The following is a 14453-nucleotide window of genomic DNA, read 5'->3' as shown; positions in this document are numbered from 1 at the left end:
GGAAACTGGCCAAGGTCTTTCCCGCACCGCAGCAAACGCGAAAAGCTTGATAGGACAGGCGTTCGCGCCGGATTTGGAATAGCTATTTCTGCGCTCGCAAACGTTAGTTTTTCCACAGAATCGGCGGAAACCGGGCTTTCGCTGCGATGGCAAGGTGAACGTGTGGAGGATCTGGGAGCCGACATTCAGATAGGCCCAACCCGCCAAGCGCGCTGCACTGCCGCATGACTGCAAGAGCCTAAACTGACCGTGCCCGGCAGAGCCGAGTGCGCGCGTGCGGCAAAACGCGTCCCGTCGTTCGCGGCCCTGAGCGCTTCATTGTAGGTTGGCCAATTCTTGGTCTCGTAGTTCGGAGATCTGGGTCTGCTCATGCAACGAAGCTATCACGCTGGATTCGCAACATGAATCCCCTCAACGCATCTGTGCAACAAATCCTCGCGGAGGGGGCGCACTTACAGGGATGTTCTGAACCTTCGGGTTCGAAAGTTCGGACCGTACCGCGTGCTTGCGCTGGTTGGTGACAAGGCGGATCAGGCAGTGCCGATCCGCACCTGCCGCCTGTTTTAGCTCCCCTCCGGTAGCCCGCCGTCAATCGGCCGCGCGATCACATCGTGATTACGCAAGGCGACGACGGACTGACCGGAGTCCATTCAATATCGGTCGCGACGACGGCACTCACTTCTTGCGATGATCCTGACCGCCTTGCATCATGCTGCCGGACCCCATGCCCTGCCCGGAGTTGCCGGATGATTGACGCATCATCTCCATCCGCTTCTGCATGTGCTCCATCCGCTTGACGGGGGCCGCCATTTCTTCGGCGGTGATGTTGCCATCGCCATCGCTGTCGAGATGTTGGAATCGGTCAACCATCGTTTCGCGGATCAGGCGACTGTGCAGAACCTCGAATTCCGAGATGCTGAGTGTTCCGTCAGCATTTTCGTCATGCTCGTCGAGAAGTTCCTGTAGCCGAGCACGTGCCTCGGCGGGCTCGGCCTTGCCGTCCCCGTCAGCATCCATCAGGGTCCGAAACTCGGTGCCCATCATATGTGGCCCCATCATGCCCCCGCCCATCATGTTCCGGTGCATCGACATCATGCCGCCACCCATCTGGCCGTTGCTCATCATGCCGCCGCCCATCATTCCGGATTGGCCGGATGATTGGTGCCCCTGTGCCAACACCGCTCCGCTGAATGACAGCGCCATGCCCGTTGCCAGGGCCGTTCCCAAAACGAATGCAAATTTGCGTTTCATCGTCTTTTCCTTTGCTTGAGTTCTGCATGCACAAGATGGCGACGGGGAGGTGTCTTGCAAAGCACCCGTGCCAGTTGACGTGTAACGGTTTGTCGCAAAGTCGGGGGTTGATACACTGAATGACAGTATTTCTCGGCAGAGGCCGATCAATCCCCTAAGTTCGTGGCATGGTAAAGATACCCCACATCTTGCTGGTCGATGACAGCGTCGAGATTCGCAAGGCCGTCTCGCGATATCTGGAAAAGAATGACATGCGCGTCACGAGTGCAGCCGACGCCGCCGAGATGGATAGGCTGCTCGAGATCGGGCGCTATGATCTCATCGTGCTCGATGTGATGATGCCCGGCGAGGATGGTATCTCGGTCTGTCGCCGCTTGTCCGTCACTGGTGTCACGCCGATCCTGATGCTCACTGCGCTCGGCGAGGAAATGGACCGGATCATCGGGCTTGAGGTGGGCGCGGACGATTACCTTGCCAAACCCTTCAATCCGCGCGAGCTTCTCGCGCGGATCAGGGCGATCCTGCGGCGCGTAACCAGGCCGGAACATCTGGCCGGGAGTCTGACCGGGCAACACATCCAGTTCGCGGGCTGGACACTTGATACCGATACCCGTCACCTGAGGGCGGAGGATGGACGCGAGGACACGCTCACCACGTCGGAATTCAAACTACTGGTCATTCTTCTTGAACGCCCCCGTATCGTGATGAGCCGCGAGCAGATCTTCGAACTGACGGCGGGGCGCGCACCTGCAGCCTTCGATCGCAGCATCGACAATCAGATCAGCCGCCTGCGCCGCAAGATCGAGGATGATCCGGGGCACCCAAGGATCATCACAACTGTCCGGAATGGCGGATATTGTCTTGCTGCGGATGTCGAGGCGCAGCGATGATCCGAGACCGCCTGGACAGCTTGCGCGTTCAGCTGTTGCTGCTGATTCTGGGAAGCCTCGTCATCGCACAGGCGATAAGCCTGTGGCTGTTCGTGGACGAACGAAGCCTGGCCGTGCGCGCCGCGATCGGGGCCGAGGCTGCGGGTCGGGCGGCCAATGTGGCATTATTGCTGGACCGGGCCCCGGACCAACTACACAGCTCGATTCTCAGAGCTGCGGATTCGCCTCTTGCGCGGTTTCGCGTCGATCCCCTACCTGTTGTCGACCATCTCGATCACGAGGCGGGAGGGGCGATCGAGGCGCGCGTCCGCTCGTTGCTCGCATCCGGAGACAGTCGAGAGATCCGTGTCGAACTGCACAGAGTCGAGGATGCGTTTGCACCGATGCCAGACATGCCACCCCACATGCAGGCGATGCATGACCGCATGATGCAGAACCGGATATCGGCCTTCGAGCTGACGCTTTCCATCGGCCTGCAGGACGGATCGTGGTTGAATGTCGAGACCCGGTTTCAACGCCCACCCTTGCAGTGGCCGGTTCTGTCGACCGTAAGTTTCGGCCTGACGGCGGCCCTCGTGATCGGTGGGGCCCTCTGGTATCTGCTGACGCGGGTTACCTGGCCGATTCAACGCCTGGCCCGCGCCGCTGAGAACCTTGGCCGCGGAGAAGAGACCGTGCCGATCCCCGCCGCAGGGCCCCGAGAAATCAGGAACCTGACGGAAACCTTCAATCTCATGCAGGAACGGCTGGTACGCACGGTTGCAGACAAGACGCGCATCATGGCGGCATTGGGTCACGATTTGCGCTCTCCTTTGACCGCGTTGCGCGTGCGCGCGGAAATGGTGGACGAGGAGGAAACGCGCGATGCCCTGATCACCTCGATCGAGGAAATGCAGGACATGGTAGAGCGGACACTGGCGTTCGCCCGTGGCATGGCGATCAGCGAACCCCCGGAAACCGTCGATCTGGCAGACTTCCTGGCGAATCTGAAGCAGGACATGCTGGATGAGTTTGAACTGGAAACCAGCGCGCCGCTTCGGATCAGACTGCGACCACACGCCATGCGGCGCGCGCTGCGCAATATAATCGAGAATGCGGTGCGGTACGGTGGTGACGTTGCGGTGCGCTACAGTCAAGAACACGACCGGGTCGTGATTGAGGTCCGGGATCATGGTCCGGGAATCCCCTCGGCGCAGCTTGAGTCAGTGTTCGAGCCGTTCTACCGCGTGGAGACATCCCGGTCGCGGATAACCGGCGGCACCGGTCTCGGCCTGTCCATCGCACGGTCCATACTGCGCTCGCATGGCGGCGACATCACGTTGCTAAACCACCCTAACGGGGGGCTGCTCGTGAAACTCGATTTGCCCCTCTCACAACGTTTCACTCATCAAGAAAGGACAGGATTATGACAGTTTCCGTCAGGATCACAGGCAGCATTGCGACTCTTCTGGCTGGCACGGTGCCGGCCCTCGCGGGTCCGGATAACCCTTCCGATGGTACCTTTGGGCACATGATGTGGGGTGGCGGACACGGCTGGTGGGGAGGTTTCGGGATGCTTCTTTTCTGGGGCCTCATCATCGCGCTTGCCGTCTTTGCGGTGCGCGCCCTCACCGACAAGCGCCAGGGTGACATGCGCGATCCGATCGAGATTCTCAGGGAACGCTACGCGCGCGGCGAGATTGACGAAGACGAGTTTCGACGCCGCAAGCAGGAGTTCCAATCTTGAGCGCGATTCTCGATGTCGGCTCACATCGGGTGTGGGCGGTTGCTCTTATGCGCGACGCGCAGACCACATCCGGCGCACGGCCTGCCTCGGGTCTGGTTGCGCCCGGTCCGCAAGGCGGAATACGCGTATCCCCGCTTGCCAGTATGGAACCCGGTACAAAGCATTTGTTCCATACCGTTCTGAAAGGTATACGTGGGGGATGGCGATGATGCGACAGATGGTTGTGCTTCTCATGACGGCGCTCGTTATCATGACGGGCGCGAATGGCATCGCCATGGCCTCGAACGAAATCGAGCATCAAAAGCATTGCGCCCAGGCCATCGGCGACACCGTGCAGAACATGGCCGCCAACGATGGCCATGCACATGATCACGCCGATATCGCGACACGACATGCGATGCCGGGGCATGATCATGAAACCTGCATGATACATGCCTGCCCGGCCCTTTCACCCGAGATGAGCCTGGCCGATGAGCCGCATGGTGTCTTGGTGACCACTCTGGTTTGGCCTGAGACGACTTTGATCGGGCCCGCTCGCACAGACGACCTGCAGAGACCTCCGAAATCCTGATCCGGCTCGCTTGGCGGGCCCTTTGGAATGCACCTGGCTGAGATGTGGCCGGGTCATAGCAATTCAAAACGGATCTGGAGTTTACATTGAAAACCATACTCATACTGGGCGTTTCCACGGCGCTTTCGGCCTGTGCAAATGCCCCCGACCTGCCGACACAGAATATGCTCGCACCTGCGGCGCGAGCATATGTAGAGACACGCGCCGCAAGCTTTCCCGATGTTCTTGCGGGCTATACGTCGCGCCCGGTCAAAGGGCCCGAAGACTGGCGCGCTTTGAACCGCCAGCAATCCTCCGCTGCAGGGGAGGGACACTGATGCCGCGTATCTCGAAACCCTGTCTCGTGCTTGTGACATCACTGGCGCTTGCGGCCTGCGCTTCGCCCGATCAGGTGGCGCGCCTGTCTGATCCCAAAGCAGGGTTTTCCGACGTCAGCACCCCGGCACGCGCAATCCTGAACAAGGATACCGTGATGCTCATGTCCGCGGCCGATATCGAGGCCAATGCCGAACGTGTGCATGCTCTGGTGCATGGAAAAACCATTGACGCCGATACCGCCGTTCAGGTTGCACTGCTCAACAATCGTGGCCTGCAATCCGCCTATGCCCGGCTTGGCGTATCCTCGGCGGATGTCTGGCAGAGCATCATGCAGCCCAATCCCGTCGCCTCGATTGGCGTGTTCGAGATCGGGGGCGATGGTCTCAACGGATACGGATCTCTCGAAGGGATGATCGCGTTCAACCTTCTGGCGGCGTTCACGCAGCCCGATCGCACGCGGCAGGCCGAACTGCGCTTCACCCAGACCCGGCTTCAGGCGGTTGAGGAAACGCTCCGCGTCGCCGTGGAGACGCGGCGCGCCTGGATCGAGGCGGTGTCGGCGTTCGAGACCGCAGGTCTGATCCGGCAGGCGCAGGAAACCGCCGATGCCGGCTCTGAACTGGCGGCGCGTCTTGGCGATACCGGATATCTCAACAAGGCTGAGCAGGCCCGCGAGCATGCCTTCCACGCAGAGCTTTCGGGACAACGTGCGAAGGCCCGGCTCGATGCGGAACTGGCCAAGGAAGCGCTGACACGCCAACTCGGTCTCTGGGGCAGCGACGTGGATTACTACGTCCCCAATGCCCTGCCGCGTTTGCCTGCGCGCGTGGCCGATCGGTCCGACATCGAGTCGCAAGCGCTTCGAAACCGCGTTGATCTGGCCATCGCCAAGCTTGAGCTGCAAGCCTTGGCGCAGGCCCGCGGGATGACCAATGCCACGCGGTTCGTGAGTGATCTCGAACTGATCGTGGGCGCTGAAACGGAACGAGAGAATGACGGCGGCGGGGTCGAGTCCGAAACCAATCCGCAGCTTGAGGTGGAATTCGCGATTCCGATCTTCGACAGCGGCAAGGCCCGGATGAAAAAGGCCGAAGCCAGCTACATGATCGCCGCGCATGATCTGGCGCAACGCGCGGTCAACGTGCGCTCCGAGGCGCGCTCGGCGCATGCGGCACATGTCGGCAGCCACCGGATCGCTCGGCACTACCGGGATGCCGTTCTGCCGCTGCGCAAGACCATCGAGGAGGAAGCGCTGCTCAGCTACAACGGCATGATCACCAGCACATTCGAGCTGTTGTCCGATACCCGCGAGCGGATGAACTCCAACCTGACCGAAGCCGAGGCCCGCCGCGATTTCTGGCGGGCGGATGCCAATCTTCTGGCAGCGATCCATGGCGGCGGGGCAGCTTTGGGTGATGGCGGCGGCAGCGCGGAGGTCGCCGGTGATGCCGGGGCCGGACATTGAGAACAGGGAGACAAGAGATGATGAACCGACGTCAAATGCTCACCGCCGGCGCGGGTCTGATGGTGACCGGGGCAGCCGCGCGGGCGCAGACCACGGGCTTGCCAGAGGCGGCTGTGATGGAGACTGCAGCCACCCAGATCACACCGCGCCCCACCACCGGGCCCGACTACAACCCGGTGGTCACGCTGAACGGATGGACACTGCCGTATCGCATGAATGGCAACGTCAAGGAATTCCACCTCGTGGCCGAACCGGTGGAACGTGAAATGGCCGATGGCATGACCGCCAACCTATGGGGATATAACGGTCAGTCCACCGGTCCGACGATCGAGGCGGTCGAGGGCGACCGGGTGCGCATATTCGTGACCAACAAGCTGCCCGAGCACACCTCGGTCCATTGGCACGGCATGATCCTGCCCTCTGGCATGGACGGGGTGGGCGGTCTGTCCCACAAGGCGATCCCGCCCGGCAAGACCTATGTCTACGAGTTCGACCTGGTGAAATCCGGCACGTTCATGTACCACCCTCACGCTGATGAGATGGTGCAGATGGCCATGGGCATGATNACCTATGTCTACGAGTTCGACCTGGTGAAATCCGGCACGTTCATGTACCACCCTCACGCTGATGAGATGGTGCAGATGGCCATGGGCATGATGGGCATGTTCGTCGTGCACCCCAAGGATCCCGCCTTCATGCCCGTGGATCGTGATTTCTGCATCATGCTCAATGCCTTCGACATCGTGCCTGGCAGCTATACGCCGCGCGTGATGACGATGACAGATTTCAACTTGTGGTGCTGGAACAGCCGTCTGTTTCCGGATATCGACCCGCTGGTTGTGGGCCTGGGCGACCGCGTGCGTGTCCGCGTCGGCAACCTCACGATGACGAACCACCCCATCCACATGCATGGCTACGATTTCGAGGTCACCTGCACCGATGGTGGCTGGGTGCCCAAGGCGGCGCGCTGGCCCGAGGTCAGCATCGACATTCCCGTGGGGGCGATGCGCGCCTATGAATTCGACGCCGTACATCCCGGGGACTGGGCGATACATTGCCATAAATCGCACCACACGATGAATGCCATGGGCCACGACGTGCCCAATTTCATCGGCGCGGACAAGCGCCGGGTGACCGACATGATCCGCAAGCATCAGCCGGAATTCATGCCGATGGGCTCGAGCGGCATGGCCGAAATGGGCATGATGTCGATGGAAATCCCCGACAACACGGTGCCGATGATGACCGGCTGGGGGCCGCACGGACCCATAGAGATGGGTGGCATGTTCTCTGTGGTGAAGGTGCGCGACGGCATCGCACCGGGCGATTATTCCGATCCCGGCTGGTATGAGAATCCGCCCGGAACCGAAGCCTGGGAATGGACCGGCGAACTGCCGGATTTCACCCGCAACGACAACGCACGAACCAAGCTCACCCCGACCAGAGGCTGAGACCCTGAAACGAAAAGAGGAGTATCTCCATGAAATTGACACCACTCATCGCCGCGGCCTTTCTAACTGCAGGGGCCGCCATGGCCGCAGGCACCCATGAGGGCGGGCACGGCCATGACGACGGGCATATGGCGGGGCATGGCCACGCCGACATGATGCAGGTCGGAAGGCCCGGCACACCGGAAGAGGCCAGCCGGACCATCGAGATCACGATGCGCGAGAACTCTGACGGAGAGATGCTCTTCGAGCCCGACGATCTCAGTTTCCAGCCGGGCGAAACGGTTCGTTTGCGCATCCATAATGCCGGAGAGGTGGAGCACGAGTTCGTCATGGATACCCATGACAACAACGAGGAGCATCGCAAGCTGATGCAGAAGTTTCCGGAAATGGAGCATGACGATCCCAACGCGATCCGGCTTGCGCCGGGCGAAACCGGCGATATCGTCTGGAGCTTTGCGAACACTGGCACCTTCCAGTTCGCCTGTCTGATCCCTGGCCATATGGAAGCAGGCATGCACGGACCGATCCACGTCCAGAGCAATTGAACATACCGAACAAGGAGACCACCATGAAACCGATCAGGACCGCCCTCGCCGCAGTTTTCGCCGTCATTTTCACCGTCATGGGCGCATCGGCCGAACCCGTCTACACAAAGGGCGTGGTCAAAAACGTCAAGTCCGAAGACGGCAAGGTGACCATCATTCACGAGGAGCTGGTCGAGCTGGAAATGCCCGCGATGACCATGGTGTTTCGCGTGGCCGACAACGCCATGTTCGACAGGCTCGAACCAGGCAAGGAGATCGAGTTCACAGTCGAACGCCTGAATGGCAAGCTGACCGTCACGTATCTGAAATGACACGGGTCAAAGGGGGGATCATGAGTGATCGCCCTGACGATCAGGTTCGATTGGATGACACCTGCAGCCATCTTGCGAAAGCCCGGCAGGCAACGAGATGACTCTGCGCACCTCTCTTCTCACGGGCATGGCCATTTTGGGGCTCGCTTTGCTGGGCCTCTGGCTATACGCGCCGTCGGCAATGGCCGAGGCCCGTGGCTTGCTGGAAGGGGAGCGCCTCAAGATGCTGGTGGCGCGCGCGGGTCTCTGGGGGCCGGTTCTGATTGTAACGCTCATGACCGTCGCGGTCGTGGCCAGCCCGATTCCGAGTGCGCCAATCGCCCTGGCAGCCGGGGCGGCCTATGGGCATCTCTGGGGCACGGTACAAGTCGTGATCGGCGCCGAACTCGGAGCGTTGATCGCGTTCGGGCTCGCACGCATTCTGGGGCGCGATGTCTTGCGGCGAGTGTTTGGTGATCGCGTCGATGCAGGGATGCTGGGGTCGCAAACCGCATTGACGGCGACAGTCTTTGCGTCCCGTCTGATGCCCTTCGTGTCGTTTGACATGATCAGCTACGCCGCCGGGCTCAGCCGCCTGCATGCCTGGCGGTTTGCTTTGGCGACGTTGGCTGGCATCATCCCGGCAAGCTTTCTGCTTGCGCATTTCGGAGGCGAGGCAGTCAGCGGTGACCTCGGACGGACGACATGGGCCGTTCTCGGCCTCGGACTTGTGACCGGCTTGCCCCTGCTCTGGGTGTCGACCCGACGAAGGGACGGAGGGAAAGAGTGATGGCGCAACAATACGAGAAGAACAGCCTGTCACTCTTCGACGCGGTGGCGATGGGAACCGGAGTGATGATCGGGGCCGGAATCCTCGCACTCACCGGGCAGATTGCGGAAATGGCGGGGCCATGGTTCCCGCTGGCCTTCATCGCAGGCGCGGCGGTGACGGGTTTCAGCGCCTACACCTATGTAAAGATGTCAAACACCTGGCCCTCGGCGGGCGGCATCGGGATGATCCTCACGAAAGCCTATGGCCCGACGACGATCGCGGCTGGCGCTGCGCTTCTCATGGCACTGTCGATGGTCATTAACGAAAGTCTCGTCGCCCGCACCTTCGCGACATATTTGATGCGCGGTCTCGGGCTCGAACCAGAGGGGTGGCTTGTACCTGCCATCGGTGTGGGTCTGATCATATTCGCCTATCTCGTGAACGCAGCCGGCAACCGTTCGGTCGGACTTTTTTCTCAGCTGATGGCCGTGCTCAAGGTGGGCGGGATCGCGGCCTTCGGAATCGCCGGGCTCTGGGCTGGCGGCATCTCGTTCGAGGCGGCGGATGACGGGGATGGTCGTGCGGGGGCTGGCTTCCTGGCTTCGGTCGCGCTCGCCATCCTCGCCTTCAAAGGGTTCACCACCATCACTAACAGCGGTGCCGAGATCTCTGACCCGCACCGCAACGTCGGGCGCGCGATCATCATCTCTATTGCGATCTGTGTTGTCGTCTATCTTCTTGTTGCCTTCGCCGTTGGTTCGAGCCTGCCGCTCGACCAGATCATCGCGGCGAAAGATTATGCGCTGGCAGAGGCCGCCGAGCCAGCTCTGGGCCGCGTCGGCTTCTACCTGACGGTTGCGCTCGCGCTGGTTGCGACGGCGTCGGGCGTGATCGCCAGCATCTTCGCGGTGTCGCGGATGCTGGCCATGCTGACCGAGATGAAGCTGATCCCGCACAGCCATTTCGGCATGCCGGGCACCATCCGCGACCATACGCTTGTCTATACCGTGGTAATCGCCGGGATGCTGACCGTCTTCTTCGATCTCAGCCGCATCGCCTCGCTTGGAGTCTTCTTCTATCTCGTGATGGACATCCTGATCCATTGGGGGGTCTGGCGGAGGCTTCGGGAGGAGATCGGCGCGCGGGGCTGGATCCTCCTCATGGCAATTGCGTTGGACGTCATCGTGCTCATAGCCTTTGCGACGCTCAAATGGCAGAGTGATCCGCTGATCGTGATCATCGCGCTATCCGGAATGGCTGCCATCTTCCTGTTCGAACGCGTCTTTCTCACGCTGAACCCACCCCCGCGAGAGGCAACACATGGTGACCACGCGGCAATACAGGAGAAACATCACTCCGTCTCTTGACCGTCCACTCACTGGAATTCTCATATCCGCATCGAAAGGACACCGAGAAATGGCAACCCACCACCATCACGAGGCCCCCGAAATCGACCCGGACGCGAAGACCGCGACGGATCCGGTCTGCGGCATGCAGGTCGAGATCAAGGAGGGTGCCCGGAGCCGCGAGTACGGCGAGGAGACATTCTATTTCTGCTCTGGCGGGTGTCAGGAAAAATTCGACACCGATCCCTATTTCTACGCTTCCGGCAATGGCCTTGCCGCAGAGACGCGTGCACAGCCCGGGGCGCAGTATACCTGCCCGATGCATCCCGAGATCATCCGCGACGAGCCCGGTGCCTGCCCGATCTGCGGCATGGCGCTGGAGCCGATGGTGCCTTCAGACGAGCCCTCCGAAGAGCTGACGGATTTCACACGACGGATGTGGATCAGCGCCGCGGCGGCGGTGCCGCTCATGATCATCACGATGGGCGAACTGGTCGGGCTCGACGTGCGCGGTTGGCTCGGCCACCGCATGTCGGTCTATGCTGAATTCGTTCTGGCCACACCGATCATCCTCTGGGCGGCGCTGCCGTTCTTCCGGCGCGGCATCGACTCGATCCGCAACGCCTCGCCCAACATGTGGACGCTTATTTCGCTCGGCGTCGGGGCGGCCTATCTCTATTCGCTGGTGGCGACCTTCGCGCCCGGGGTCTTTCCAGACCAATACCGGATGGGCGACGGTGTCGGCACCTATTACGAGGCCGCCGTCGTGATCATCGCGCTGGTCTTTGTCGGGCAGGTTCTGGAACTGCGCGCACGCGAGCGCACCGGAGATGCGATCCGCGCGCTGCTCGACCTTGCCCCCAAGACGGCCCGGCGCATCCTGCCGGACGGATCGGAATATGACGCCCCGCTCGAAAACATCGCCGAGGGCGACATGCTGCGGGTACGCCCGGGTGACAGTGTGCCGGTGGACGGCGAGGTAATCGAGGGCCGCTCCTCGGTGGATGAGAGCATGATCACGGGCGAGTCGGTCCCGGTGGAGAAGACCGAGGGCGACGGCCTGACCGGCGGCACGATCAACAAGAACGGCACCCTGGCCATGCGCGCGACCAAGATCGGCGCCGACACGGTGCTGTCGCAGATCGTCGATATGGTGGCGGGGGCCCGCATGTCGCGGGCACCGATTCAGGGGCTGGCCGACAAGGTCGCCTCGGTCTTCGTGCCTGCTGTCGTGCTCGTGGCCGTTATCGCCTTCGGCACCTGGCTCTCGGTCGGGCCCGATCCGGCGTTGGCCTTTGCCATCGCCGCGGCGGTTTCGGTTCTCATCATCGCGTGCCCCTGCGCCCTTGGTCTTGCCACGCCGATCTCGATCACCACCGCTGCGGGCCGGGGCGCGCAGGCCGGCGTGCTGATCAAGGATGCTGAGGCGCTGGAACACATGGGCCGGGTCGATACCCTGATCGTCGACAAGACCGGGACACTGACCGAAGGCAAGCCCCGGCTCACCGATGTCATCGCGCTCAGGGGCGAGGACGATGAGGTGCTCCGCCTTGCCGCCGCGCTCGAACGCGGCTCGGAGCATCCGCTGGCCGAAGCCATCGTCGCCGGGGCGCAGGAGCGCGGGCTGAAGCCGAAGCGCGCCGAGGATTTCGAGGCGGTGACCGGCAAGGGCGTGCGCGGCACGGTCGCCGGTCGGAGCGTGGCGCTTGGCAACGTGGCGATGATGCGGGATATCGGGCTCGATACGAATGCGGCGGACGCGCAGGCCGACGAACTTCGGGCCGAGGGCAAGACGGCGATGTTCGTGGCGGTCGACGGGGAATTAACCGGGATCGTGGCCGTGGCCGATCCGATCAAGGAAACGACCGAGGCCGCAATCCGCGAATTGCATGCCTTGGGCCTGACCATCATAATGGCAACCGGCGACAACCAGCGCACCGCCGAGGCGGTGGCGTCGAGGCTGGGCATCGACGAGGTGCGCGCCGGGGTTCTGCCTGAGGACAAGCAGAAACTGGTCGAGGAGTTGCGCGCCAAGGGCGCGCTGGTGGCAATGGCGGGCGACGGGGTGAACGATGCCCCCGCACTCGCCGCCGCCGATGTCGGCGTCGCGATGAGCACCGGGGCCGATGTCGCGGTGGAAAGTGCCGGGATCACCCTGCTCAAGGGGGACCTCACGGGTCTCGTGCGGGCGCGCAAGCTGGCCCGGGCGACGCTGCGAAATATCCGGCAGAACCTGTTCTTTGCCTTCGCCTACAATGCCCTGGGCGTGCCGATCGCCGCAGGCGTGCTCTATCCCTTTACCGGGACGTTGCTCTCACCGATGATCGCGGCCGCCGCGATGAGCCTGTCGTCGGTCTCGGTGATCTCCAATGCGCTGAGACTGAGGCGAGTTAAGCTCTGATCTACGGGGCATCGGCTTACTGATTTACTGTTCAACATTGAATGGAAAACGAGATGACCCAAGATCCCCTCTCACGCCGCGGACTGCTGCTCGGTGGAACCACGCTTCTGGCGACATGGCCCTTTGGGTCACTTGCGGAAACCACGGGGTCGGAAATGCATGTGATGAAGGACCCCAATTGCGGCTGCTGTTCAGCCTGGATCGAAATCCTCGAACGCGACGGCTTCCACGTGACGACCGAGGCGAGCATGGGAACGGTGCTCATGCGCTACAAGTTCGAGAACGGCATTCCCCAAAAGATGGTCTCCTGTCATACCGGTCGGATCGACGGCTACATGATCGAAGGACACGTGCCCACCGCCGATATCCGTCGTCTGCTGAAGGAACGTCCCGACGCGGTTGGCCTTGCCGTCCCGGGCATGCCCTATGGTTCACCCGGCATGGGACCGGAAAGCGCGCGCGACGCCTACGACGTCTTCCTGATCCACCATGATCGCCGTACAGAAGTGTTCAGCACCTACGAAAGCACCTGACGCCCTTCCTCGCGCCACTCCGGCAGGCCGCCTTGCATGCGGCGCGCGTTGAAGCCGTGGCGTCGCAATCGGGCCACGGCTTGATGGGCGTATATGCAATAGGGGCCACGGCAATAGGCGACGATTTCGGCCTGGGGGTCGAGCGCGGGCAAGAACCGGTTGAGATCGGCCATTGGTGTGTTCTGTGCGCCGGGGATATGGCCTGCGGCAAACTCGTCCTCGGGGCGGATGTCGAGCAGGGTAACGGCGCCCTGCGCCAGTCGTTCGGCAAGATCGGCGCGGGTGATCGGCTCGGGCGCGGGGGCATCCCCGGAGAGCCCGTCGAGAATATCCGTGACATGCGCCAGATTGGCCTCGGCGACCTCGCTCAGCAGCCCCATGAGCGCGATGCTGCGCGCGTCCTGAAGCGGTAGATCACCGCCTTGCCCGCGCGGCGGCTGGTGACGAGCCCGGCGCGGCGCAGTTGCTGCAGATGTTGCGAGGCGTTGGCGACTGTCAGCCCGGTCTTTCGCGCCAGCACCTCGACCGCCGCCTCGGTCTGCGCCAGCTGTTCCAGCAGTATCGGTGCGGACACAGCGAAAGCCCGGTTTGTCCCGCTCTAACGACCTTCATCCTCCGAAAATGCTGCGCCATGGACGAATGGCCGGTATGGTGAAGCTGCGGCGCGGCATCGACGTGGTGGGTGGAAGGCGGCTCTGGGCCGAATTTACCGGGCCTGTCGTGCTGCGGCTGCGAAATAAGGTCTTCAAGGTCATGGTAAGTTTGGGCTTATTTTGTTGAAAAACTCGCGCTTGATCGGAGCGTAAGTTGCTGATTCAATTTTCCATATCAGTTGGAGGGTTGAGCAATGATGGGACCGAGACAGGAAGCGCAAGCGGCCTTTTTCTACGAGTT

Annotated in this window: 17 protein-coding genes; 14 read left to right on the top strand and 3 right to left on the bottom strand. The window is 62.0% G+C overall.

From position 1 onward, the window contains the following. The coding region (locus V8359_RS19270; RefSeq protein ID WP_336430771.1) for a hypothetical protein at positions 1-228 on the top strand (228 nt) is incomplete at its 5' end. Between the two features lie 447 nt (positions 229-675). Here V8359_RS19270 and V8359_RS19265 read toward each other — a convergent pair. Continuing rightward, the gene (locus V8359_RS19265; protein WP_336430770.1) at positions 676-1251 is read right to left on the bottom strand and encodes an EF-hand domain-containing protein; all 576 of its coding nucleotides are present in this window, start codon (positions 1249-1251) and stop codon (positions 676-678) included. Between the two features lie 167 nt (positions 1252-1418). Between V8359_RS19265 and V8359_RS19260 the strand changes: the two genes are divergently transcribed. The 13 genes from V8359_RS19260 (at position 1419) to V8359_RS19200 (ending at position 13559) form a co-directional block, all read left to right on the top strand. After that, positions 1419-2141, top strand: coding sequence for a response regulator (locus V8359_RS19260; protein ID WP_336430769.1), 723 nt, complete (start codon positions 1419-1421; stop codon positions 2139-2141). Next, positions 2138-3550 carry an ATP-binding protein gene (locus V8359_RS19255; RefSeq protein ID WP_336430768.1) on the top strand — a complete coding sequence of 471 codons (1413 nt, stop codon included), beginning with the start codon at positions 2138-2140 and terminating at the stop codon, positions 3548-3550. The genes V8359_RS19260 and V8359_RS19255 overlap by 4 nt, the downstream gene beginning before the upstream one ends. After that, positions 3547-3867: an SHOCT domain-containing protein gene (locus V8359_RS19250; RefSeq protein ID WP_336430767.1), complete on the top strand. Its 321-nt coding sequence runs from the start codon at positions 3547-3549 to the stop codon at positions 3865-3867. The genes V8359_RS19255 and V8359_RS19250 overlap by 4 nt, the downstream gene beginning before the upstream one ends. 208 nt (positions 3868-4075) lie before the next feature. Beyond that, positions 4076-4438, top strand: coding sequence for a hypothetical protein (locus V8359_RS19245; RefSeq protein WP_336430765.1), 363 nt, complete (start codon positions 4076-4078; stop codon positions 4436-4438). A gap of 86 nt (positions 4439-4524) precedes the next feature. After that, positions 4525-4755, top strand: a complete 231-nt coding sequence (locus V8359_RS19240; protein WP_336430764.1) for a hypothetical protein — start codon at positions 4525-4527, stop codon at positions 4753-4755. Further along, positions 4755-6221 carry a TolC family protein gene (locus V8359_RS19235; RefSeq protein WP_336430763.1) on the top strand — a complete coding sequence of 489 codons (1467 nt, stop codon included), beginning with the start codon at positions 4755-4757 and terminating at the stop codon, positions 6219-6221. The genes V8359_RS19240 and V8359_RS19235 overlap by 1 nt, the downstream gene beginning before the upstream one ends. Before the next feature lie 17 nt (positions 6222-6238). Beyond that, complete coding sequence (locus V8359_RS19230) at positions 6239-7672, top strand: multicopper oxidase family protein (protein WP_336430762.1); 1434 nt, start codon at positions 6239-6241, stop codon at positions 7670-7672. A 29-nt stretch (positions 7673-7701) separates the two neighbouring features. Continuing rightward, a complete protein-coding gene (locus V8359_RS19225; RefSeq protein ID WP_336430761.1) occupies positions 7702-8217 on the top strand; it encodes a cupredoxin domain-containing protein in 516 nt (171 codons plus the stop codon). Between the two features lie 23 nt (positions 8218-8240). Continuing rightward, complete coding sequence (locus V8359_RS19220; protein ID WP_336430760.1) at positions 8241-8528, top strand: copper-binding protein; 288 nt, start codon at positions 8241-8243, stop codon at positions 8526-8528. Positions 8529-8625: 97 nt separating this feature from the next. Then, positions 8626-9297 carry a TVP38/TMEM64 family protein gene (locus tag V8359_RS19215; protein ID WP_336430758.1) on the top strand — a complete coding sequence of 224 codons (672 nt, stop codon included), beginning with the start codon at positions 8626-8628 and terminating at the stop codon, positions 9295-9297. After that, entirely contained in the window at positions 9297-10646 is a 1350-nt protein-coding gene (locus V8359_RS19210) for an APC family permease (RefSeq protein WP_336430773.1), read from the top strand. The genes V8359_RS19215 and V8359_RS19210 overlap by 1 nt, the downstream gene beginning before the upstream one ends. A 49-nt stretch (positions 10647-10695) precedes the next feature. Then, positions 10696-13026: a heavy metal translocating P-type ATPase gene (locus V8359_RS19205; protein ID WP_336430757.1), complete on the top strand. Its 2331-nt coding sequence runs from the start codon at positions 10696-10698 to the stop codon at positions 13024-13026. A 53-nt stretch (positions 13027-13079) separates the two neighbouring features. Then, positions 13080-13559, top strand: a complete 480-nt coding sequence (locus V8359_RS19200; RefSeq protein WP_080458873.1) for a DUF411 domain-containing protein — start codon at positions 13080-13082, stop codon at positions 13557-13559. Here the strand turns inward: V8359_RS19200 and V8359_RS19195 are convergent. Together V8359_RS19195 and V8359_RS19190 are read right to left on the bottom strand one after the other, a co-directional pair. Then, the gene (locus V8359_RS19195; protein WP_336430756.1) at positions 13544-13939 is read right to left on the bottom strand and encodes a rhodanese-like domain-containing protein; all 396 of its coding nucleotides are present in this window, start codon (positions 13937-13939) and stop codon (positions 13544-13546) included. The two genes, V8359_RS19200 and V8359_RS19195, sit on opposite strands and share 16 nt — an antisense overlap. Further along, positions 13927-14133 carry an ArsR/SmtB family transcription factor gene (locus V8359_RS19190; protein WP_336430755.1) on the bottom strand — a complete coding sequence of 69 codons (207 nt, stop codon included), beginning with the start codon at positions 14131-14133 and terminating at the stop codon, positions 13927-13929. The genes V8359_RS19195 and V8359_RS19190 overlap by 13 nt, the downstream gene beginning before the upstream one ends. Positions 14134-14453: the final 320 nt, after the last annotated feature.

The sequence above is a fragment of the Roseovarius sp. E0-M6 genome, from assembly GCF_037083845.1.
In the GTDB taxonomy this organism is placed as follows: domain Bacteria; phylum Pseudomonadota; class Alphaproteobacteria; order Rhodobacterales; family Rhodobacteraceae; genus Roseovarius.
The sequence above is the reverse complement of the archived record's forward strand: the minus strand, read 5'-3'. Positions and strand labels throughout refer to the sequence as shown.

Coding starts and splice junctions, on each gene's coding strand:
- V8359_RS19265 (WP_336430770.1), bottom strand. CDS start 1,251: ATGAAACGCAAATTTGCATTCGTTTTGGGAACGGCCCTGGCAACGGGC.
- V8359_RS19210 (WP_336430773.1), top strand. CDS start 9,297: ATGGCGCAACAATACGAGAAGAACAGCCTGTCACTCTTCGACGCGGTG.
- V8359_RS19215 (WP_336430758.1), top strand. CDS start 8,626: ATGACTCTGCGCACCTCTCTTCTCACGGGCATGGCCATTTTGGGGCTC.
- V8359_RS19200 (WP_080458873.1), top strand. CDS start 13,080: ATGACCCAAGATCCCCTCTCACGCCGCGGACTGCTGCTCGGTGGAACC.
- V8359_RS19245 (WP_336430765.1), top strand. CDS start 4,076: ATGCGACAGATGGTTGTGCTTCTCATGACGGCGCTCGTTATCATGACG.
- V8359_RS19235 (WP_336430763.1), top strand. CDS start 4,755: ATGCCGCGTATCTCGAAACCCTGTCTCGTGCTTGTGACATCACTGGCG.
- V8359_RS19195 (WP_336430756.1), bottom strand. CDS start 13,939: ATGGGGCTGCTGAGCGAGGTCGCCGAGGCCAATCTGGCGCATGTCACG.
- V8359_RS19260 (WP_336430769.1), top strand. CDS start 1,419: ATGGTAAAGATACCCCACATCTTGCTGGTCGATGACAGCGTCGAGATT.
- V8359_RS19255 (WP_336430768.1), top strand. CDS start 2,138: ATGATCCGAGACCGCCTGGACAGCTTGCGCGTTCAGCTGTTGCTGCTG.
- V8359_RS19225 (WP_336430761.1), top strand. CDS start 7,702: ATGAAATTGACACCACTCATCGCCGCGGCCTTTCTAACTGCAGGGGCC.
- V8359_RS19250 (WP_336430767.1), top strand. CDS start 3,547: ATGACAGTTTCCGTCAGGATCACAGGCAGCATTGCGACTCTTCTGGCT.
- V8359_RS19205 (WP_336430757.1), top strand. CDS start 10,696: ATGGCAACCCACCACCATCACGAGGCCCCCGAAATCGACCCGGACGCG.
- V8359_RS19220 (WP_336430760.1), top strand. CDS start 8,241: ATGAAACCGATCAGGACCGCCCTCGCCGCAGTTTTCGCCGTCATTTTC.